We start from the raw sequence: 16,452 nt of genomic DNA on the forward strand, positions 1-16,452 counted from the left end.
GCGTGTCGGCTGGTGCCGACACGCTTGACGGCTAGGGTGGCCGTCGCGGGCCAGGGGCGGCCCACAGACGAGCGTTTCCGCCGAGGCGGAATCGCAGGAGTCCAAAGGTGGGATGCCCGGTCCCCCTCGCCTATCGGCATCCGTGCGGTCTGACTCTTCTCCTTTCAGACTGCCTACCCGAGGTCGCAGCCGACGGGAGCACCATGCCGCACACGGCCGACAAGCGGATCCTGAGCGAGATCAGGAGCCTGCTGTGGCTCTCCGACCTGGAACCGCTGAACTCCAAGTCCGTGCTCAGCGCCTGGCTTGAGGCCGTGCGCCGCGAAGCTCCCGCCTGCGTGCGGCTGCTCGAGATCCGCCTCGGACGCCTGGACACCGGGTTCGCCGACAGGGCCGTCGCCGGAACCCCGATCCCTTTGCTGCGCGGAGGTGATCCCGGCACCGCCGTCCGGGCCATGGCCGATGCCTTGGAGACGGACTGCCCGCGCGTGCGCACTGGCCCCGACAGCACGCCGTTCCACGACCGACAGGGCCGGTGAACGACCACGTGCCCAAGCACAGCGGACAAGCCGACGCGGTCGTCATCGGCGGCGGAGCAGCCGGACTCTCTCTGGCGCACTGGCTCACCAAGACCGGTACCACGGCCGTAACGGTCGTTGAGGCCCAAGACGGCCCGCTGCGGCCGGCGAAGCGCACCTGGTGCTACTGGAACGCCGGCCCCGACGACTACGAGGAGGCCGTCGTCGCTTCCTGGTCGAGGCTGCGGATCACGGGAGCAGACGGTGCGGTCGTCACCTGCGAACCAGCGCCGCTGCGCTACCACATGCTGCGGTCGGCTCCCTTCGAGGAATGGGTCCGCTCCCGGCTGACGCAGTACCCCGCCACACGCATCGTCCGCGCCACGGCGCACGCCGCGGACAACGTGCCGGGCGGGGCAGAGGTCCACTGCACGACCGCGGACGGGCGCGGGCTCACCCTGCGCGGACGGTATGTCTTCGACTCACGGCCCCTGCGCCGGATGCCGCCGGCCCGCACCTTGCTGCTGCAGCACTTCCGCGGCTGGTTCGTGCGCACGGCATCCCCGTGTTTCGACCCCGAGGTGGCGGACCTGATGGACTTCCGGGTGCCGCAGCCGCGCCAGGGGCTCGCCTTCGGCTACGTCCTCCCACTCGCGCCCGACCGGGCGCTGGTCGAGTACACCGAGTTCTCCCGGACTCCGCTGTCGACCGCCGCGTACGAGACAGCGCTGCGGCACTACACGACGGACGTACTGCGACTCGGCCCCCTCATCGTCGAATCCGCCGAGCAGGGCGTCATCCCCATGACCGACGCCCGCTTTGCGCGCCGGATCGGTCACTCGGTCTTCCGTATCGGGGCGGCCGGCGGCGCCACCCGTCCGGCCACCGGCTACACCTTCGCCGCCATCCAGCGCCAGAGCCGTGCGATCGCCGCCGCGCTAGGCACCGGCGGCGAGATCGTGCCCCGGCCTCACGGACGCCGGGCGCTGGCCATGGACGCGGTACTGCTGCGGGCGCTCGACACCGGACGGATCGACGGCCCGCGCTTCTTCACCGACCTCTTCGCCCGGACCCCGATGGAGCGGCTGCTGCGCTTTCTCGACGGCCGGACCACACCGTGGGAGGAGTTCGGCATCGGCCTGCGCACCCCCGTCGGCCCCATGCTCCGGACCGTTGCCGAACTGCCGTTCCTGCCCCGCCGCCCGGCACGGGCAGCGGACATCGCCATCCGACCCGAAGAGAGCCTGCGATGACGCTACTGCGGGACCATGACCTCGCGCGCGCCTTCGACCACGCGTCACAAACCTACGACCGCCTCACGGCCATGAATCCGGGCTACCGCGCCGACCTGCTGCGCTCGGCGCGCCGGCTCCGACTGCCGCGCGGCGGAGCCGGCCTGCGCCTGCTGGACCTCGGCTGCGGCACGGGAGCTTCCACCAGGGCCTTGTTGAAAGCCGCACCGTACGCACACATCACCGCCGTCGACGCCTCGTCGGGGATGCTGGAACGCGCACTCACCAAGCCGTGGCCCGCGCGGGTCCGGTTCCTGCATCTGACCGCGGAGGAACTTCACACGAGCGGCCAAGGGCCCTTCGACGCCGTCCTCGCCGCGTACCTCTTCCGCAACGTCACCGACCCGGACGCCGTCCTCGCCTCCGTGCGGGCGCTGCTGCTGCCCGGCGGGCGCCTGGCCGTCCACGAGTACAGCCTCAGCGGCTCCCGGGCCCACCGGACTCTGTGGAACGCCGTATGCCGTGGTGTGATCATCCCGGCGGGCACCCTGACCGGTGACCGCGACCTCTACCACCATCTGAGGCGCAGCGTGCTCGCGTTCGACACCGCCCCCGCTTTCGCGTCCCGGCTCACCCGGGCCGGTTTCGCCGACGTTCGCACGATCCCTGTCGCCGGATGGCAGACCGGCATCGTCCACACCTTCCTCGGCCACAGCGGCTCCCCGTCCGCTAAGGCGGCGGTCTCATGAACGCGTCCCCCCACGAGAACGTCGCACGCCGTGGCAGGGACCGGAAGGCGGAGAAGATCATGCCCGCGCGGGGCCGTGGCCGCTTCACCGGCGACGCGCCCAGTACGGCCGTGATCGGCGGCGGCATCGCCGGCCTCGCCGCGGCGACAGGACTGGCCGAACGCGGCGTACGCGTCACCCTCTACGAACGTGAGGCCTCGCTCGGAGGCCGCCTCGCCGGATGGCGCACCCGCCTCACGGACGGCTCCGAGGCCACCATGAGCCGAGGCTTCCACGCCTTCTTCCGCCAGTACTACAACCTGCGCGGCCTGCTGCGACGCACCGATCCGACGCTTTCGCGCCTCGTAGCTCTTCCCGACTACCCCCTGCGCCACAGCAACGGACTGACCGACAGCTTCGCCCGCGTACCTCGTACACCGCCCTGGAGCGCGCTCGGCTTCGTCTTCCTGAGCCCGACATTCGGATGGCGCGACCTGGCCTCCATGGACCCACGCGCCGCGCTGCCCCTGTTCGACGTACAGGTGCCCGAAGTCCACGAACGCTTCGACGCGCTCAGTGCGACGGACCTCCTCGCACGTATCCGGTTTCCCGAAGCCGCCCACCACCTCGCGTTCGAGGTCTTCTCCCGCAGCTTCTTCGCCGACCCGCGCGAACTGTCCGCCGCCGAACTGCTGCTGATGTTCCACATCTACTTCCTCGGCTCGTCCGAAGGGCTCCTCTTCGACGTCCCACGCGAACCCTTCCCGCAAGCCCTGTGGCAGCCGCTCGGCGACTACCTGGAACGGCTCGGTGTCGACATCCGCACCGGCACGCCCGTCCACGGCGTCCGGCCCATCGACGACGGCGATCTCGAGGTCGAGACCGACACGAGGGCCGAGCGCCACCAGGCGGCGGTCCTCGCCCTCGACGTACCCGGTCTTCGCCGGGTCGTGGCCGCCTCACCCGGTCTCGGCAACGCCGCTTGGCGCGGCGACATCGCCGGCCTGCGCACCGCACCGCCGTTCCTCGTCTCACGGCTCTGGCTCGACCGCGCCGTACGTGAGGATCGTGCCGGTTTCCTCGGCACCAGCGGTTTCGGAGACCTGGACAACGTCAGCGTCCTCGACCGCTGGGAGGGCGAAGCGGCCCGCTGGGCAGCGCGCACCGGCGGCTCGGTGGTGGAACTGCACGCCTACGCCGTCGAGGAGCGCGCGGAGCCGAAGAAGGTTCAGGAAAGGCTGATCGCCCAGCTGCACTCGGTGTACCCGGAGACACGGGACGCCCGGATCGTCGATGCCCGCCACGAATGGCGGGCCGACTGCCCGTTGTTCCCCGTCGGCGGCTACGACCGCCGTCCGTCCGTACGAACTCCTCACCCGCGCGTGATGGTCGCGGGCGATCTGGTCCGCACCGGTCTTCCCGTGGCTCTGATGGAACGTGCCGCGACCTCGGGCTTTGTGGCGGCCAACGCCCTGCTCGCCGCCTGGAGAGTGCGCGGACAGGTGCTGTGGACGGTTCCGCGTGCCGGCCGCTCGTGGGCCCTGCGCGCCCTCGCCAATCTGGCCGATCGCGGCTGAATCACCCCGTTCCAGGGGGCCTTCGGCCGGGGAAGCGGCCGGTGCCGCGCAGGGACCAGCGGCGTTCGGCGTAGGCCAGGTCGTCGCGCCACAGCCGGCCGGCCGCTTGGCGCATCAGCGGGCGCAGCAGCGGGGCGGCGGCACGCGCCAGAGCGAAGCCGCGTCGCTCCGAAGCCGCTACGACGGCCTCGACGACGGCGGTCCGGGGGCTTGCGTCGCCTCGCGGCGTCAGGGGGGTGGCGTGGGTCTCCACCACCGAGGTGGCTCCTTCACCCTCGGTGATGCGCATGACGACCGTTCGGGGCTCGGGGGCGGTGAACTCGGCCCGCACGGGCACCACCAGGCGGCCCGCGACCCGGAACGAGACGTCGACGGCGAAGGCGTCGTCGAGCTCGCCCCGCGGAGTCCGCACCACGCGCAGGTCGACGAACGAGTACGGGTGGAACCAGGAGCCGTGCCAGGGGTCGAGCCGGTTGGCGACCACGTCCCGCGGCTCGCACTGCCCGACCGCCGTGAAGACCGCGTCCACCCCACTGCCTGGGGGCGGCCGGGCGGGCACGACCGGGCGCTCCAGCGGCTCCTCGCCGCCGAACTCGTCGAGGCGAACCCACACCAGCACCCCGTCGTCCTGGACGGGATACGGATCCCATCCGGCGAACGCGCTGCCGTCCAGAGCCAGTCCGTGCCAGTGGCACACCAGGGCGCCGCACACCACCCTGCTGTCCCGCAGCGGAGCTCCCAGGTGCGGGCAGGCGCCCGGACCTGCCCGCAGCTCACCGCCTTCCGTGCGCCACCACACCACCTCCACTCCGCCTACCGTCCCCCCGCGGGGGCCTTTGCCGGCGACGACATCCCGGGAGGCGCCGACGACGAACCAGTTGCCCGAGGGCCGTGCCTCGGCGCGTTCGAGCGCTTCGTCGATCAGTGCCGGCTTCGCCTGCTGCCAGGTCGGTGTCTGGGCCGCCCAGCCCGGTCCCCGGCGCACCCTCAAGGGGGACGTCCAGCGCGCCTTGTCCGCTCCCCGCGTCATCGGTCCGATCCCTCCCTGCCGGCCACTGCCCCGCGCACCGTTGGCGGCGGGCAGGGCGGCCGGGGGCATACGCGGGCGGCCAGGACGCGTGCGACTCCGGCCGCGGCTGTGCGCGCCCGGCGCCGACGCGCCACCACCGAGCGGCGGTGCAGCACGGCGTAGTCGTCGGCCGCGATGGCGTCGAGAATGCCCTGGTAGAGGAGGTACGCGGTACGGATGCACGGCCTTGTCCGCGGATCGAGTATGGCGATTCCGGGCTCCGCTTCCCGGTACACGCCCCTGATCATGGCCTCCGCGGCGATGAAGGCCGCACGGATACGCGGGTCGCGGCGCCCGGTGCGGCGGCTCCACTCGAGCAGCGGCCGGTCAACGCCGTGCGCGGCGAGCAGGTCCGCGGCCAGGTAGACGCGACCACGGTCCAGGTCCTCGCCCACGTCGCGGAGAAAATTGGTGAGTTGGAACGCCTCGCCGAGAGCCGCCGCGTGCGGGGCCGCCTCCTCACGGGGGACGACCGTCCCGAGCACGGGAAGCATCTGCAGCCCGATCACCGCGGCCGAACCGTGCATGTAGGCGCGCAGGTGCGCGTGCGTCGGATAGTCCGTGACGCTCAGGTCACTGCGCATGGAGGCCATGAAGTCGGCGAAGAGCTGTGGGTCGATCGCGTAACGCTCTGCCGTGTCCGCCACAGCTTTGACCACCGGCTCGTTGCCGCGGCCCGTACGAAGACCCTGCGCGAGGTCGCTCTCCAGCAGCCGCAGCAGGCGGTCACGCTGCTCAGCCGGCTGCCGGCGGTCGAGGTCGTCGACGATGTCGTCGGCCCATCGGGCGAAGCCGTACAGCGCGTGCACGGCGCAGCGGCGCTCTACCGGCATCAGACGTGTGGCCAGGAAGTACGTCCTGCCGTGGCGGGCATTGAGCAGTCGGCACTGGGTGTAGGCCGCGCGCAGGTCAGGGTCGGTGACGCCGGCGGCGTCCAGCTCACGACGGGTCATCGCACGCTGCTTTCACGGACGGGACAGCGCTCGGCACGCGCTCCGGGCAACGCCTGGAATGCGTGTGAACGCGGGGGCCGGTAATGCGGGCGGCGGCCAGCTTGCCGCTGATGAGCACGGTCGGCACCCCCACTCCAGGCGCCGTGCCGCAGCCCGCGAGGACGACGTTGTCGTATCCCCGCACCAGGTTGCGGGGCCGGAACGGGCCGGTCTGCGCGAACGTGTGCGAGACGGAGAACGGCGTCCCCGCCGCATGACCTTGCGACGTCCAGTCCGCCGGCGTCATCAGCCTCTCTGCCTCGATGCTGTCCCCCAACCCGTGCAAGCCGCGCCGCTCCAGTTCGGAGACGAGACGGTCCCGGTAACGCGGTCCGAGTTCGTGCCAGGCTCCGGCCGTGGGACCTGCGGTGGTGTTCGGGCACGGCGCCAGGACGTAGTGCAGGTGCCTGCCCGGCGGCGCCAGTTGCGGGTCGTGCGAGGTGGGGCGGGTGATCAGCAGCGAGGGATCGCTCATCAACTCGCCCGTACGCGTCAGCTCATCGAAAGTCCGCTCCCATGCCGCGCCGAAGGAGAGCGTGTGATGCGCGAGCCCCGTCCAGGTGCGGTCCGTACCGGCGTGCAGGACCACGGCGGACGGGGAATGACGCAGCCTCACCGGCCGCCGGGGCTCGCGCCCCAGCAGACGGTGCACGACCGGCAGGTCGGGCGTCAGGACCACCGCGTCACAGGCGATGCGTTCACCCGACGCCGTCCGCACGGCCGTAACGCGTGCGGACGACTGCTCCAGTGCCGTCACTTCGGCCGACCAGTGGAAGCGGGCCCCGGCGTCTTCCGCCGCGTCAGCCATGGCCCGGGGCAGGGCATGCATGCCACCGCGGGGGAAGAAGACGCCGGCGACCGTGTCCATGTAGGCAATGACGGCGTAGGCGGCGAGCGCGCGGGCGGGGGCCACGCCCGCGTACAGCGACTGGAAGGAGAACACCCTCCGCAGCCGGGGGTCCGTGAGGAACCTGCCGATATGCCGATCCAGTCTCCCAAAGCCGCCGAGGGCGGCCAGCCGGGCGAGATCCGGATGCAGGAGCTGGAGGGGTGAGTCGAAGTTCGTGTCGATGAAGCGCCGCATCTGCGCCCGGTAGAGCCGCTCGAGCCAGGACCGCAGCCGACGGTATCCGGCGGCTTCGGCAGCTCCGGCGAAACGCCGCACCTCCGCCTCCATCGCCTCCGCGTCGGTGTGCACGTCGACATGGCTGCCGTCGGCGAACCGGGCCCGGTAGGCCGGGTGCAGCGCGATCAGTTCCACACGCCGGTACAGGCTGTCGCCGACGGCGGCGAAGGCCTCGTCCGCCAGGTGCGGCATGGTCAGGACGGTGGGCCCGGTGTCGAGCCGGTAGCCGCCCAGGTCGAGCCTGCCCGCACGGCCGCCGGGGCCGGCGTCCCGTTCGACGACAGTCACCCGGCGGCCCGCGCCGAGGAGATGCAGCGCGGCGGCGAGCCCCGAGAGGCCGGCACCGACGACCACGACGTGCTCGGTCGTCCCCGGGACGGTCTTCACGCGTCGTCCTCCTCTCTCCGGGCGGCGGCCCGCAGCGCATGGGTGGTGCGGGTGTCGGCCCCGCCCGGGCACACGCCCGGGACGAGTGGTCGTTCCACGGTGCAGAGCGCGCTCTTCATGGACACCCCTTCGGTCCCGTTTCCGTGCGTCTTGAGCCACTTCGGACTTCGGCCCGTGCACGGATGCGGTCATTCCTGCCCGGTGCGCTGTCTCCTTGCGGCGCGGCTCACCCCGACGGCTCACACGAGGCGTCCGGAGCGGTCGGTCGCCGCGTGCCCGCTCCTGGCGGCACAGGGGCAGGCGTACTCTCCGGCCCGGCCCTCGAATGCAGCGAGTCGGCACCCTCGCTCGGTCAGTTGTCGGCCGGGCCGGTGTGCCCGAGGTCCGCCCGGCCACCGGCTCCGAGAAGCCCAGTGGCTACGAAGGGCTCGCTCGAAGCGAGCCGCGGGAGTTCCCGCCGCGAGAGCATCGTGACCACAGGCGGCATCGCGGCACGCACGAACTGGGCGGCACGCAGCCAGGAGGGCACGTAGACGGTCGGTCGCCGCCGTTCGATCACCGAGACCAGCCGCCCGGCGACGTGCGCGGCCGGGTACACCTTGCGGGCGGGAGGCGGCATGTGACCGCGCAGTTCGCGCAGGACCGGATGCTCGTCGACGTCGCGAACCATGTCGGTGTCGGTCCAGTTGATGTAGGCGATGCCGACACCTACGTGCCGGTGGGCCAGTTCTGCGCGTAGCGAGTGGGCGAACGCCTCCACCCCGGATTTCGACGCGCAGTAGGCGCTCATCATGGGAGAGGCACCGATGGACGCCAAGGACGCGACCTGGAGAAAGTAGCCCTGGGTGTCGAGCAGTGCCGGGAGGAAGGACCGGGCGGTGACGGCGCTGCCGATCAGGTTCACCTCGATCACTCGCCGCCATGTCGCCGGGTCCGATTCCTCGAAGGGCCCGCCTTCCGCCACACCCGCATTGGCAACCACCACGGACGGGTGCCCGAGGCGTTCGCGGACCTCCGCGGCGGTTCGGGCCATCCCGGCGTCGTCGGTGACGTCGACCTCCCAGCACCACGACTCGCCCGGCAGGGAGTCGCGGACCTGGGCCAGTGTCTGTTCCTCCCGGCCCAGCAGCGCCACTTTCGCGCCCCGGTCGGACAGCTGTCTGGCCATGGCCTCACCCAGGCCACGGGCAGCTCCCGTCACAACAGCCGTCCTGCCGCGCAGCGGGCTCGTCCCACATGACATCGAACGCCTCCTTGGTCGGGCTCCGCCCTTGGCCACGGTAGGCCGGAGCGAAGGAACCGGCCCGGCACGCACCACATGTCGCTACACGTACACATCGCCGCGCTCTGCTGGATCGTTCGGCTCACGCCGGCGGGCCGGCCCCGTCGGAAGGCGACCTGACGGACTTCGTCGCCGTCTGGGGTCCGCGGGGCACCGGGGGGACCCGGGCGGAAGTAGCGTCCCAAGGGCCGGGAGTTCCGGAGGAGGAACCGTCAATGGCGCAGATCACACAAGAAAGGGGGGATCTGGGCGATTACGAGTGGCTTGCGCCCTATGAGGTTGGTTCGGGGAGGGCTTAGTGTGGACGAGCGTCGCACGCGTGTACCGGTACCCAGTCGCCTCGGCACTGTTGCCGGACCCGGACCGCCGAAGGCCGGAACAGCGCGGCCCGCGCACCCCGTTCGCCTCCCGGACGGAGCCGATGGCATCCTTTGACCGCTTGAACGTGGTGGCTTGGTGGTCCGGTGGACCGCCGACAGTGAGGGACAGAATCGACGAGCCGTACGCAGCCGTCCGTGACTTCCCAAACGGCTGCCCTCACGTGCTGTCCCCCTCACAGAAGGTCACGAACATGCTGGTTGACGCCGCCGCCGACATCATCACCGCCGACGCCGACGCCGCAGCCGCCGAAGTGGAACGCTTCCTCCTCGGCGACTCGTTTCCCTGCCTGGCCGGTCGCTCGGCCTGGCGGCGCGGCGGCATCAGCCATCATCACTACACCTGGCTCGGGGACGACGATGCCGCCCGCCGGATGACCGCGGATCTGCACACCTACGTCGAGACCACGGACTGGCAGGCGAAGCCCTTCACCAGCTTCATCGCCACGTTCTCCGGTCCCCTCGACATCCCGGACACCGAGTTCGAGGACCGGATGTGGGAGCACCTGCAAGCGATCCACGACCACGACCACCTCACGCACCGCTGGGCCGAGGGATACCGCTCCGACCCGAACGAGCGGGGCTTCGCGTTCAGCGTCGCCGGGCACCCGTTCTTCGTCATCGGTCTGCACGAGACCCACAGCCGGATCGGCCGCCGTCCTCCGTTCCCGATGCTCGCGTTCAACTCGCACGCGCAGTTCGACCGGATAAAGGAGGCCGGGCAGTGGGAGCGGCTCCAGGAGAAGATACGTAAGCAGGACATCGCGCTGTCGGGGGACATCAACCCCAACCTCGTCGAGTACGAGCAGCTTTCGGAGGCCCGCCGCTACTCGGGCCGCCGCAAGCCCGCCGACTGGGGCTGTCCGTTCTCCGCTCGCGTCTGAGTCGTCACCTTCGGTTCCCGAACCCGAGGTATGCGCAGGGCCTCCTCGTCCGGCTGATCGCCGGAGGTGGAGGCCCTTGCCGCACTCGGCGCGAGGCCGCCGCGCAGCCGCCTCGCGCCGAGCAGGGCGATCACCAGGGCGGTCGCGGCGAGGGCGGTCGGCAGGCGGTACGCGGTGTCGGGGCCGCAGTGTTCCACCGACCAGCCCGCTGCCGTGCCGCCCAGGGAGATGCCCGCGAGCAGACCGGTGACGGCGAGGGTCATGCCCTCGTTCAGCTGGGAGCGCGGGACCAGTTCCTGAACCAGCGACATGCCGGTGATCATGGTCGGTGAGGTGGCCATCCCGGCGAGGAACATCAGCGCGCACAGCGGGCCGATGTCCCCGGCGAGGTTCAGTGGCGACATCAGTACCGCCATGCCCGCGACCCCGGCCACGAAGCGGGCGGTGTGGCCGCCCCGTAGCGGCAGCATGCCGAACAGGACACCGGACAGGGCGGACCCTACGGCCTGGAGGGCGAGGACTACTCCGGCGCTCGCGCCGTGGCCGAGCGACTCGGTGTACGCGACGGTGGCCAGCTCCAGGGAGCCGAACACGGCACCGACGAAGACGAACACCAGCATCATGATCCGTACGCCGCCGCTGCGGAACGGGGAGCGTGCGCCGAACCCCTCGGCCGGGCGCACCGGCGGCTGCGTGCCGCGCTGCGCGGCGAACAGCACGGTGCCGACCAGGGTGAGGACCAACGCCGTGATCCGTCCCGCCTCCGGAGCCACCGCGGTGCACAGGGCGATCGCGAGAATCGGTCCGAGGATGAATCCCAGCTCGTCCAGGACCTGTTCGAAGGAGTTGGCGACGTGCATGGCGTCGGGGTCGCCGTCGAAGATCTCGCTCCAGCGGGCCCGGGCCATGCCGCCGATGTTGGGCGCGGTGGCGGACAGGACACCGGTGACGAACAGGGTCCAGGTCGGTGCACCGGCCGCCGCGCAGGCGACCAGCGCACCGGACAGTGCGAACGACCAGAGTGCGGCGGGGACGGCCACCTTCGCCTGGCCGTGGCGGTCCACGAGCCTGCCGAGCAGCGGCATGGTGACCAGCGTGGTGGCCAGTGAGGCCCCGGCCACCAGCCCGGCCAGCGCGTAGGAGTCACGGAGCGAGGCGATCATGACGACCGTGCTCACCCCGGTCATGGCCAGCGCGAGCCGGGCCAGGAATCCGGCGGCGGTGAAGGCGCCCGCGCCCTTTACGGAGAACAGCCTGCGGTACGAGAGGGGCAAGGATTCTCCGAAACGGTGGGTGCTGCCGGGGTCACCGGGATGGTGTCAGGGCCGCGGCCTCGGTCGCCAACTGTTTGATGCGGGCCCAGTCCCCGCTCTCCAGGGCGTCGGCGGGGGCGAGCCAGGACCCGCCGACGCAGCCGACGTTGGGCAGGGCGAGGTACTTCGGGGCGCCGGCGGGGGTGATCCCGCCCGTGGGGCAGAAGCGGACCTGCGGCAGCGGGCCCGCGATCGACTTGAGGTAGTCGGCGCCGCCCGCGGCCTCGGCGGGGAAGAACTTCATCTCGTGGATGCCGCGTTCGAGCAGTGTGAGGACCTCCGAGACGGTGGCGACGCCGGGCAGGAAGGGGATGCCGGAGTCGGTCATCGCGTACATCAGGCGCGGGGTGCAGCCGGGGCTGACCAGGAACCGGGCGCCGGCCGCGACCGCTTCGTTGACCTGGCGGGGCGTGGTCAGGGTGCCGACGCCGACGGCCATCTCGGGGACTTCCTCGGCGATGCGGCGTACGCCTTCGAGGGCGGCCTCGGACCGCAGGGTGATCTCGATGGTGCGGATGCCGCCCGCGGCCAGGGCCTGGGCGAGCGGGACGGCGTGCGCGGCGTCGCGCAGGACCACCACGGGGATGACGGGCGAGAGGTCGAGCGGGCTGGTGGTCGCAGGCGTCATGCGGGGGTCAGAGCTCCCTGGTGTCTGAGGTGGCGGGCGAGCCAGGCCGTGGCGCCGAGGAGTGCGGGCGCGGGCGCGGTGATCAGTTCGGTGGCGATGGCGGTCACGTACGGCGTCATGGGCGACTTGTTCTCGAAGCGGCGGCGGAAGTCGCTGCGCAGGAGGACGTCGGTCATGGCGGGGAGGATTCCGCCGCCGAGGAGGAGGCCGCCGCGGGCGCCGAGGGTGAGGGCCACGTTTCCGGCGAAGGCGCCGAGCAGGGCGCAGAACATGTCCAGTGCCTCGGCGCAGAGCGGGTCGGTGCCGTCCTGGCCGCGGCGGCAGATCTCCTCGGGGCGCAGGGCCTCGGCGCCGGTTCCCTCCAGCACGCTCAAGTAGCGGTACAGGCGGGCCAGTCCGGGTCCGGAGAGCAGGTACTCGGCGCCGACGCCGCCCAGTTCGGCCTTGAGCAGGGCCATGACGTCGGCCTCGCGTGGCGTCTCGGCGGGCAGGGTGACGTGCCCGCCTTCGCCGGTGGCCGGGATCCAGCCGTCGTCGGTGGGCAGGAGTCCGGCGACGCCGAGTCCGGTGCCGGGGCCGATGACGGCCATGGGTTTGCCGGGGACGCGCCGGGCCGGGCCGATGCGGCGTACCGCCGAGTCGTCCAGGTGGGGCAGTGCCATGGCCTGGGCGCCGAAGTCGTTGATGACCTCGAAGGTGTCCATGCCCAGGCGGCGCCCGGTGTCGGCGATGGAGAAGCTCCAGGCCGCGTTGGTCAGCCGGAAGCTGTCGCCCTCGACCGGTCCGGCGACGGCGACGCAGGCCGCCTCGGGGCGTGCCGCCTGCCCGGTCACGTGGTCCAGGTAGGTCTCGGCCGCGTCGGCCAGGTCCGGGTGGTCGCCGACCCGCAGGACCTTCACGCCGCGGGGGCGGCGGGAGGCGTCGGTGACGAGTCCGAAGCGGGCGTTGGTGCCGCCGATGTCGGCGACCAGCCAAGGGTGTTGGGGGCTGGGCTCGGTCACCGCGCCTCCCCGTGGGCGAACACGCTCGCACCGCGGTCGGCGGCGCCGACGGCGGAGCGGAAGGAGGCGAAGAGTTCCCGGCCGGTGCCGGTGACCGGGGGTGCCTGCTTGGTGTCGGCCTCGCGGTTCGCCAACTCGTGGGCGTCGAGGAGGACTTCGAGCGTGCCGGTGTCGGCGTTGACCTCGATGAGGTCGCCGTCGCGCAGCCGGGCTATGGGGCCGCCCGCCGCCGCCTCGGGGGTGAGGTGGATGGCGGCCGGGATCTTGCCCGAGGCGCCGGACATCCGGCCGTCGGTGACCAGGGCGACGGCGTGGCCGCGGTCCTGGAGTACGCCCAACGCGGGTGTCAGCTTGTGGAGTTCGGGCATGCCGTTGGCGCGGGGGCCCTGGTGGCGGACGACGGCCACCAGGTCGCGGTCCAGTTCTCCGGCGGCGAAGGCGTCCAGGAACTCGCTCTGGTCGTCGAAGACGCGGGCCGGGGCGCGTACCACCCGGTGCTGTGCCTGGACGGCGGAGACCTTGATGACGGCACGGCCGAGGTTGCCGTCCAGCATCCGCAGTCCGCCGTCGGGGGCGAAGGGTTCGCCCACCGGGCGCAGCACGTTCTCGTCGAGAGAGGCCGCAGGGCCCTTGCGCCACACCAACTGGCCGTTTTCCAGGGTGGGTTCGCTGCGGTAGGACTCGGCGAGGCTGCTGCCGGTGACGGTGCGCGCATCGGGGTGGAGCAGGCCCGCGTCGAGGAGTTCGCCGATCAGGAAGGCGGTGCCGCCCGCCGCGTGGAAGTGGTTCACGTCGGCGGTGCCGTTGGGGTAGATGCGGGTCAACGAGGGGACGGCCGCGGAGAGTTCGGCGAAGTCGTCCCAGCGCAGGTCGATGCCCGCGGCGGCGGCCATGGCGACCAGGTGCAGGGTGTGGTTGGTGGAGCCGCCGGTGGCGAGCAGGGCGACGACCGCGTTGACGATCGCGCGTTCGTCGACGACTTCGCCGATCGGGGTGTACTGCCCGGCGGGCGCGGTGAGTTCGAGGATCCCACGGCCCGCGGCGCGGGTGAGCTCCCTGCGCAGTGCGGTGTCCGGGTTGACGAAGCTGGCGCCCGGCAGATGCAGACCCATGACCTCCATGAGCATCTGGTTGGAGTTCGCGGTGCCGTAGAAAGTGCAGGTGCCGGGGCTGTGGTACGAGGCGGCCTCTGCGGTGAGGAGTTCCTCGCGGCCCGCCTTGCCCTCGGCGTGGAGCTGGCGGACGCGGCTCTTCTCCGCGTTGGGCAGGCCGGAGGTCATCGGGCCCGCGGGGACGAGGACGGTCGGCAGGTGCCCGAAGGACAGGGCGCCGATGACCAGACCGGGCACGATCTTGTCGCAGACGCCGAGCAGCAGGGCGCCGTCGAACATGTCGTGGGACAGGGCGACGGCGGTCGCCATCGCGATCACGTCCCGGCTGAACAGGGACAGTTCCATCCCGGCGCGGCCCTGGGTGATGCCGTCGCACATCGCGGGCACGCCGCCCGCGAACTGGGCCACTCCCCCGGCCTCGCGGACGGCCTCCTTGAGCAGCGCGGGGTAGGTCTCCAGCGGCTGGTGCGCGGAGAGCATGTCGTTGTAGGCGGAGACGATCGCGATATTGGGTTTGACGGTGCCGCGCAGGCCGAGTTTCTCGGCGGGGCCGCAGGCGGCGAAGCCGTGCGCCAGGTTGGTGCAGCCGAGCGCGCCGCGCGCGGGTCCCTGGGAGGCGGCGGCGCGGACGCCGTCCAGGTAGGCGGCCCTGCCTCGTGCGCTGCGGTCGGTGATCCGCTGGGTCACCGCGGCGATGGTGGGGTGGAGAGTCATATCGCTTCCTCGTCGTGCCAGGTGCGGCCGTCGCGTTCGATCAGGGTGGTGGCGGCGGTGGGGCCGCTGGTGCCGGCGCTGTAGCGGCGGGGCGGTGTGCCCGAGTCCTTCCACGCGGCGAGGATCGGCTCCGCCCACGCCCAGGCGGCCTCGACCTCGTCGCGGCGCATGAACAGGGTCGGGTCACCGCGTACGACGTCCATGAGCAGTCGCTCGTAGGCGTCCGGGGTACGGGACTTGAAGGTGTCGGCGAAGCTGAGGTTGAGCGGCACGCCGCGCAGCCGTACGCCGCCGGGCCCGGGTTCCTTGGTGACCAGGTGCAGATGCATGCCCTCATTGGGCTGCAGCCGCAGGACCAGGCGGTTGGGGGCCAGGGCCTCGTCGCCGACGCCGGGAAAGATGGAGTGCGGTACGGGCCGGAACTGTACGACGATCTCGGAGGCCCGCCGGTCGAGCCGCTTGCCGGTGCGCAGGTAGAAGGGGACGCCCGCCCAGCGCCAGTTCTGCACCTCGGCCCGCAGGGCGACGAAGGTCTCGGTACGGCTGGCCGCGCCGTCGAGCTCCTGCGCGTATCCGGGTACGGCCTTGCCGTCGACGAGCCCGGCCACGTACTGGCCGCGGACGGTGTCCCGGTGCACCTCGGCGCCGGCGAGGGGGCGCAGCGCCTGGAGCACCTTGAGTTTCTCGTCGCGTACGGCGTCGGCCTCGAACCGGCTCGGCGGTTCCATGGCGACCAGGCACAGGAGTTGGAGCAGGTGGTTCTGCACCATGTCGCGCAGGGCGCCGGAGGTGTCGTAGTAGCCGACCCGCCCGCCGACGCCGATGTCCTCGCTGACGGTGATCTGTACGTGGTCGATGGAGCCGGAGTTCCACAGTGGTTCGAGAAGGGCGTTGGCGAACCGCAGGACCACGAGGTTCTGGACGGTTTCCTTGCCGAGGTAGTGGTCGATGCGGAAGATCTGTTCCTCCGCGAAGACCGCGCCGACCTCGTCGTTGATCCGGCGGGCCGAGGCGAGGTCGCGTCCGATGGGCTTTTCCAGGACGACCCGGGAGCGCTCGCCGGTCAGGCCGTTGGCCTGGAGTCCTGCGCAGACGGGGCCGAAGAGGCTCGGTGCGCAGGCGAGGTAGAAGACACGGACGCCGTCGGCCGCGTCGAGCAGGGCGGTCAGCTCGTGCCAGCCGTCGTGCTCCAGGACATCGATGGTGACGTGGTGCAGCCGGGCCGTGAAGCGGTCCACGGCGGCGGTGTTCCACGCGTTCGCGGGGACGAAGGCGCGCATCTCGGCGGCCGCCTTGTCGCGGTATCCGGCCGTGTCGAGCCCTGCCCTGGAGACGGCGATGATCCGTGCGCCGTCGGCCAGTTGGCCGTCGTTGTCGCGCAGATAGAGCGCGGGCAGCAGCTTGCGCACGGCGAGGTCGCCAGTGCCGCCGAAAACGACGATGTCGCAGTCGGGGGCGACCTGTGTCGGCATGGGTGACTCCTCGGAGCGGTGGTCCGTAGCGAGCGACACA

15 protein-coding genes are annotated in these 16,452 nt (G+C 71.7%); 5 read left to right on the forward strand and 10 right to left on the reverse strand.

The genetic code is table 11. The annotated features are described in order from the left end of the window. The first annotated feature begins 203 nt into the window (after window positions 1–203). The 4 genes from HUT18_RS00355 to HUT18_RS00370 are packed head-to-tail and all read left to right on the forward strand — an operon-like array spanning window position 204 to window position 4,055. Window positions 204–539, forward strand: a complete 336-nt coding sequence (locus tag HUT18_RS00355; RefSeq protein WP_176096713.1) for a hypothetical protein — start codon at window positions 204–206, stop codon at window positions 537–539. A gap of 8 nt (window positions 540–547) precedes the next feature. After that, window positions 548–1,771, forward strand: a complete 1,224-nt coding sequence (locus HUT18_RS00360; protein WP_176096714.1) for a lycopene cyclase family protein — start codon at window positions 548–550, stop codon at window positions 1,769–1,771. Beyond that, window positions 1,768–2,499, forward strand: a complete 732-nt coding sequence (locus HUT18_RS00365) for a class I SAM-dependent methyltransferase (RefSeq protein WP_176096716.1) — start codon at window positions 1,768–1,770, stop codon at window positions 2,497–2,499. Before HUT18_RS00360 ends, HUT18_RS00365 begins: the two co-directional genes overlap by 4 nt. Beyond that, complete coding sequence (locus HUT18_RS00370; protein WP_176096718.1) at window positions 2,496–4,055, forward strand: FAD-dependent oxidoreductase; 1,560 nt, start codon at window positions 2,496–2,498, stop codon at window positions 4,053–4,055. Before HUT18_RS00365 ends, HUT18_RS00370 begins: the two co-directional genes overlap by 4 nt. Window position 4,056: 1 nt before the next feature. Here the strand turns inward: HUT18_RS00370 and HUT18_RS00375 are convergent, their stop codons facing one another. The 5 genes from HUT18_RS00375 to HUT18_RS00390 form a co-directional block, all read right to left on the reverse strand. After that, the gene (locus HUT18_RS00375) at window positions 4,057–5,085 is read right to left on the reverse strand and encodes a DUF5914 domain-containing protein (RefSeq protein ID WP_176096720.1); all 1,029 of its coding nucleotides are present in this window, start codon (window positions 5,083–5,085) and stop codon (window positions 4,057–4,059) included. Further along, window positions 5,082–6,077 carry a phytoene/squalene synthase family protein gene (locus HUT18_RS00380; protein WP_176096722.1) on the reverse strand — a complete coding sequence of 332 codons (996 nt, stop codon included), beginning with the start codon at window positions 6,075–6,077 and terminating at the stop codon, window positions 5,082–5,084. The genes HUT18_RS00375 and HUT18_RS00380 overlap by 4 nt, the downstream gene beginning before the upstream one ends. Next, window positions 6,064–7,629 (reverse strand): phytoene desaturase family protein, encoded by a 1,566-nt coding sequence (gene crtI, locus HUT18_RS00385; RefSeq protein WP_176096724.1) that lies wholly within the window; start codon window positions 7,627–7,629, stop codon window positions 6,064–6,066. Before crtI ends, HUT18_RS00380 begins: the two co-directional genes overlap by 14 nt. Further along, window positions 7,626–7,748 (reverse strand): hypothetical protein, encoded by a 123-nt coding sequence (locus tag HUT18_RS34120; RefSeq protein WP_303246526.1) that lies wholly within the window; start codon window positions 7,746–7,748, stop codon window positions 7,626–7,628. The genes crtI and HUT18_RS34120 overlap by 4 nt, the downstream gene beginning before the upstream one ends. Window positions 7,749–7,981: 233 nt before the next feature. Then, window positions 7,982–8,872: an SDR family oxidoreductase gene (locus tag HUT18_RS00390; RefSeq protein ID WP_176096726.1), complete on the reverse strand. Its 891-nt coding sequence runs from the start codon at window positions 8,870–8,872 to the stop codon at window positions 7,982–7,984. A 610-nt stretch (window positions 8,873–9,482) separates the two neighbouring features. On the opposite strand from HUT18_RS00390, the gene gntA reads away from it, so the two are divergent. Beyond that, window positions 9,483–10,172 (forward strand): guanitoxin biosynthesis heme-dependent pre-guanitoxin N-hydroxylase GntA, encoded by a 690-nt coding sequence (gntA, locus tag HUT18_RS00395; RefSeq protein WP_176096727.1) that lies wholly within the window; start codon window positions 9,483–9,485, stop codon window positions 10,170–10,172. On the opposite strand, the gene HUT18_RS00400 is transcribed toward gntA, so the two are convergent. The 5 genes from HUT18_RS00400 to zwf are packed head-to-tail and all read right to left on the reverse strand — an operon-like array spanning window position 10,115 to window position 16,412. Further along, window positions 10,115–11,446 (reverse strand): MFS transporter, encoded by a 1,332-nt coding sequence (locus HUT18_RS00400; RefSeq protein ID WP_176096729.1) that lies wholly within the window; start codon window positions 11,444–11,446, stop codon window positions 10,115–10,117. The two genes, gntA and HUT18_RS00400, sit on opposite strands and share 58 nt — an antisense overlap. A gap of 31 nt (window positions 11,447–11,477) precedes the next feature. Beyond that, on the reverse strand, window positions 11,478–12,113 hold the full coding sequence (locus HUT18_RS00405; protein WP_176096731.1) for a bifunctional 4-hydroxy-2-oxoglutarate aldolase/2-dehydro-3-deoxy-phosphogluconate aldolase: 636 nt from the start codon (window positions 12,111–12,113) through the stop codon (window positions 11,478–11,480). Continuing rightward, window positions 12,110–13,114 (reverse strand): glucokinase, encoded by a 1,005-nt coding sequence (glk, locus tag HUT18_RS00410; RefSeq protein WP_176096733.1) that lies wholly within the window; start codon window positions 13,112–13,114, stop codon window positions 12,110–12,112. The genes HUT18_RS00405 and glk overlap by 4 nt, the downstream gene beginning before the upstream one ends. Further along, a complete protein-coding gene (gene edd / locus HUT18_RS00415) occupies window positions 13,111–14,940 on the reverse strand; it encodes a phosphogluconate dehydratase (protein WP_176096735.1) in 1,830 nt (609 codons plus the stop codon). Before edd ends, glk begins: the two co-directional genes overlap by 4 nt. Further along, the gene (zwf, locus tag HUT18_RS00420; RefSeq protein ID WP_176096737.1) at window positions 14,937–16,412 is read right to left on the reverse strand and encodes a glucose-6-phosphate dehydrogenase; all 1,476 of its coding nucleotides are present in this window, start codon (window positions 16,410–16,412) and stop codon (window positions 14,937–14,939) included. The genes edd and zwf overlap by 4 nt, the downstream gene beginning before the upstream one ends. Window positions 16,413–16,452: the final 40 nt, after the last annotated feature.

Source organism: Streptomyces sp. NA04227, from assembly GCF_013364195.1.
In the GTDB taxonomy this organism is placed as follows: Bacteria; Actinomycetota; Actinomycetes; order Streptomycetales; family Streptomycetaceae; genus Streptomyces.

What these genes read in the sequence shown, in the direction of transcription:
- gntA (WP_176096727.1), top strand. Translation starts at nt 9,483, where the DNA reads ATGCTGGTTGACGCCGCCGCCGACATCATCACCGCCGACGCCGACGCC.
- HUT18_RS00375 (WP_176096720.1), bottom strand. Translation starts at nt 5,085, where the DNA reads ATGACGCGGGGAGCGGACAAGGCGCGCTGGACGTCCCCCTTGAGGGTG.
- HUT18_RS00380 (WP_176096722.1), bottom strand. Translation starts at nt 6,077, where the DNA reads ATGACCCGTCGTGAGCTGGACGCCGCCGGCGTCACCGACCCTGACCTG.
- zwf (WP_176096737.1), bottom strand. Translation starts at nt 16,412, where the DNA reads ATGCCGACACAGGTCGCCCCCGACTGCGACATCGTCGTTTTCGGCGGC.
- HUT18_RS00370 (WP_176096718.1), top strand. Translation starts at nt 2,496, where the DNA reads ATGAACGCGTCCCCCCACGAGAACGTCGCACGCCGTGGCAGGGACCGG.
- HUT18_RS00365 (WP_176096716.1), top strand. Translation starts at nt 1,768, where the DNA reads ATGACGCTACTGCGGGACCATGACCTCGCGCGCGCCTTCGACCACGCG.
- HUT18_RS00355 (WP_176096713.1), top strand. Translation starts at nt 204, where the DNA reads ATGCCGCACACGGCCGACAAGCGGATCCTGAGCGAGATCAGGAGCCTG.
- HUT18_RS34120 (WP_303246526.1), bottom strand. Translation starts at nt 7,748, where the DNA reads ATGAAGAGCGCGCTCTGCACCGTGGAACGACCACTCGTCCCGGGCGTG.
- HUT18_RS00405 (WP_176096731.1), bottom strand. Translation starts at nt 12,113, where the DNA reads ATGACGCCTGCGACCACCAGCCCGCTCGACCTCTCGCCCGTCATCCCC.
- HUT18_RS00390 (WP_176096726.1), bottom strand. Translation starts at nt 8,872, where the DNA reads ATGTCATGTGGGACGAGCCCGCTGCGCGGCAGGACGGCTGTTGTGACG.
- edd (WP_176096735.1), bottom strand. Translation starts at nt 14,940, where the DNA reads ATGACTCTCCACCCCACCATCGCCGCGGTGACCCAGCGGATCACCGAC.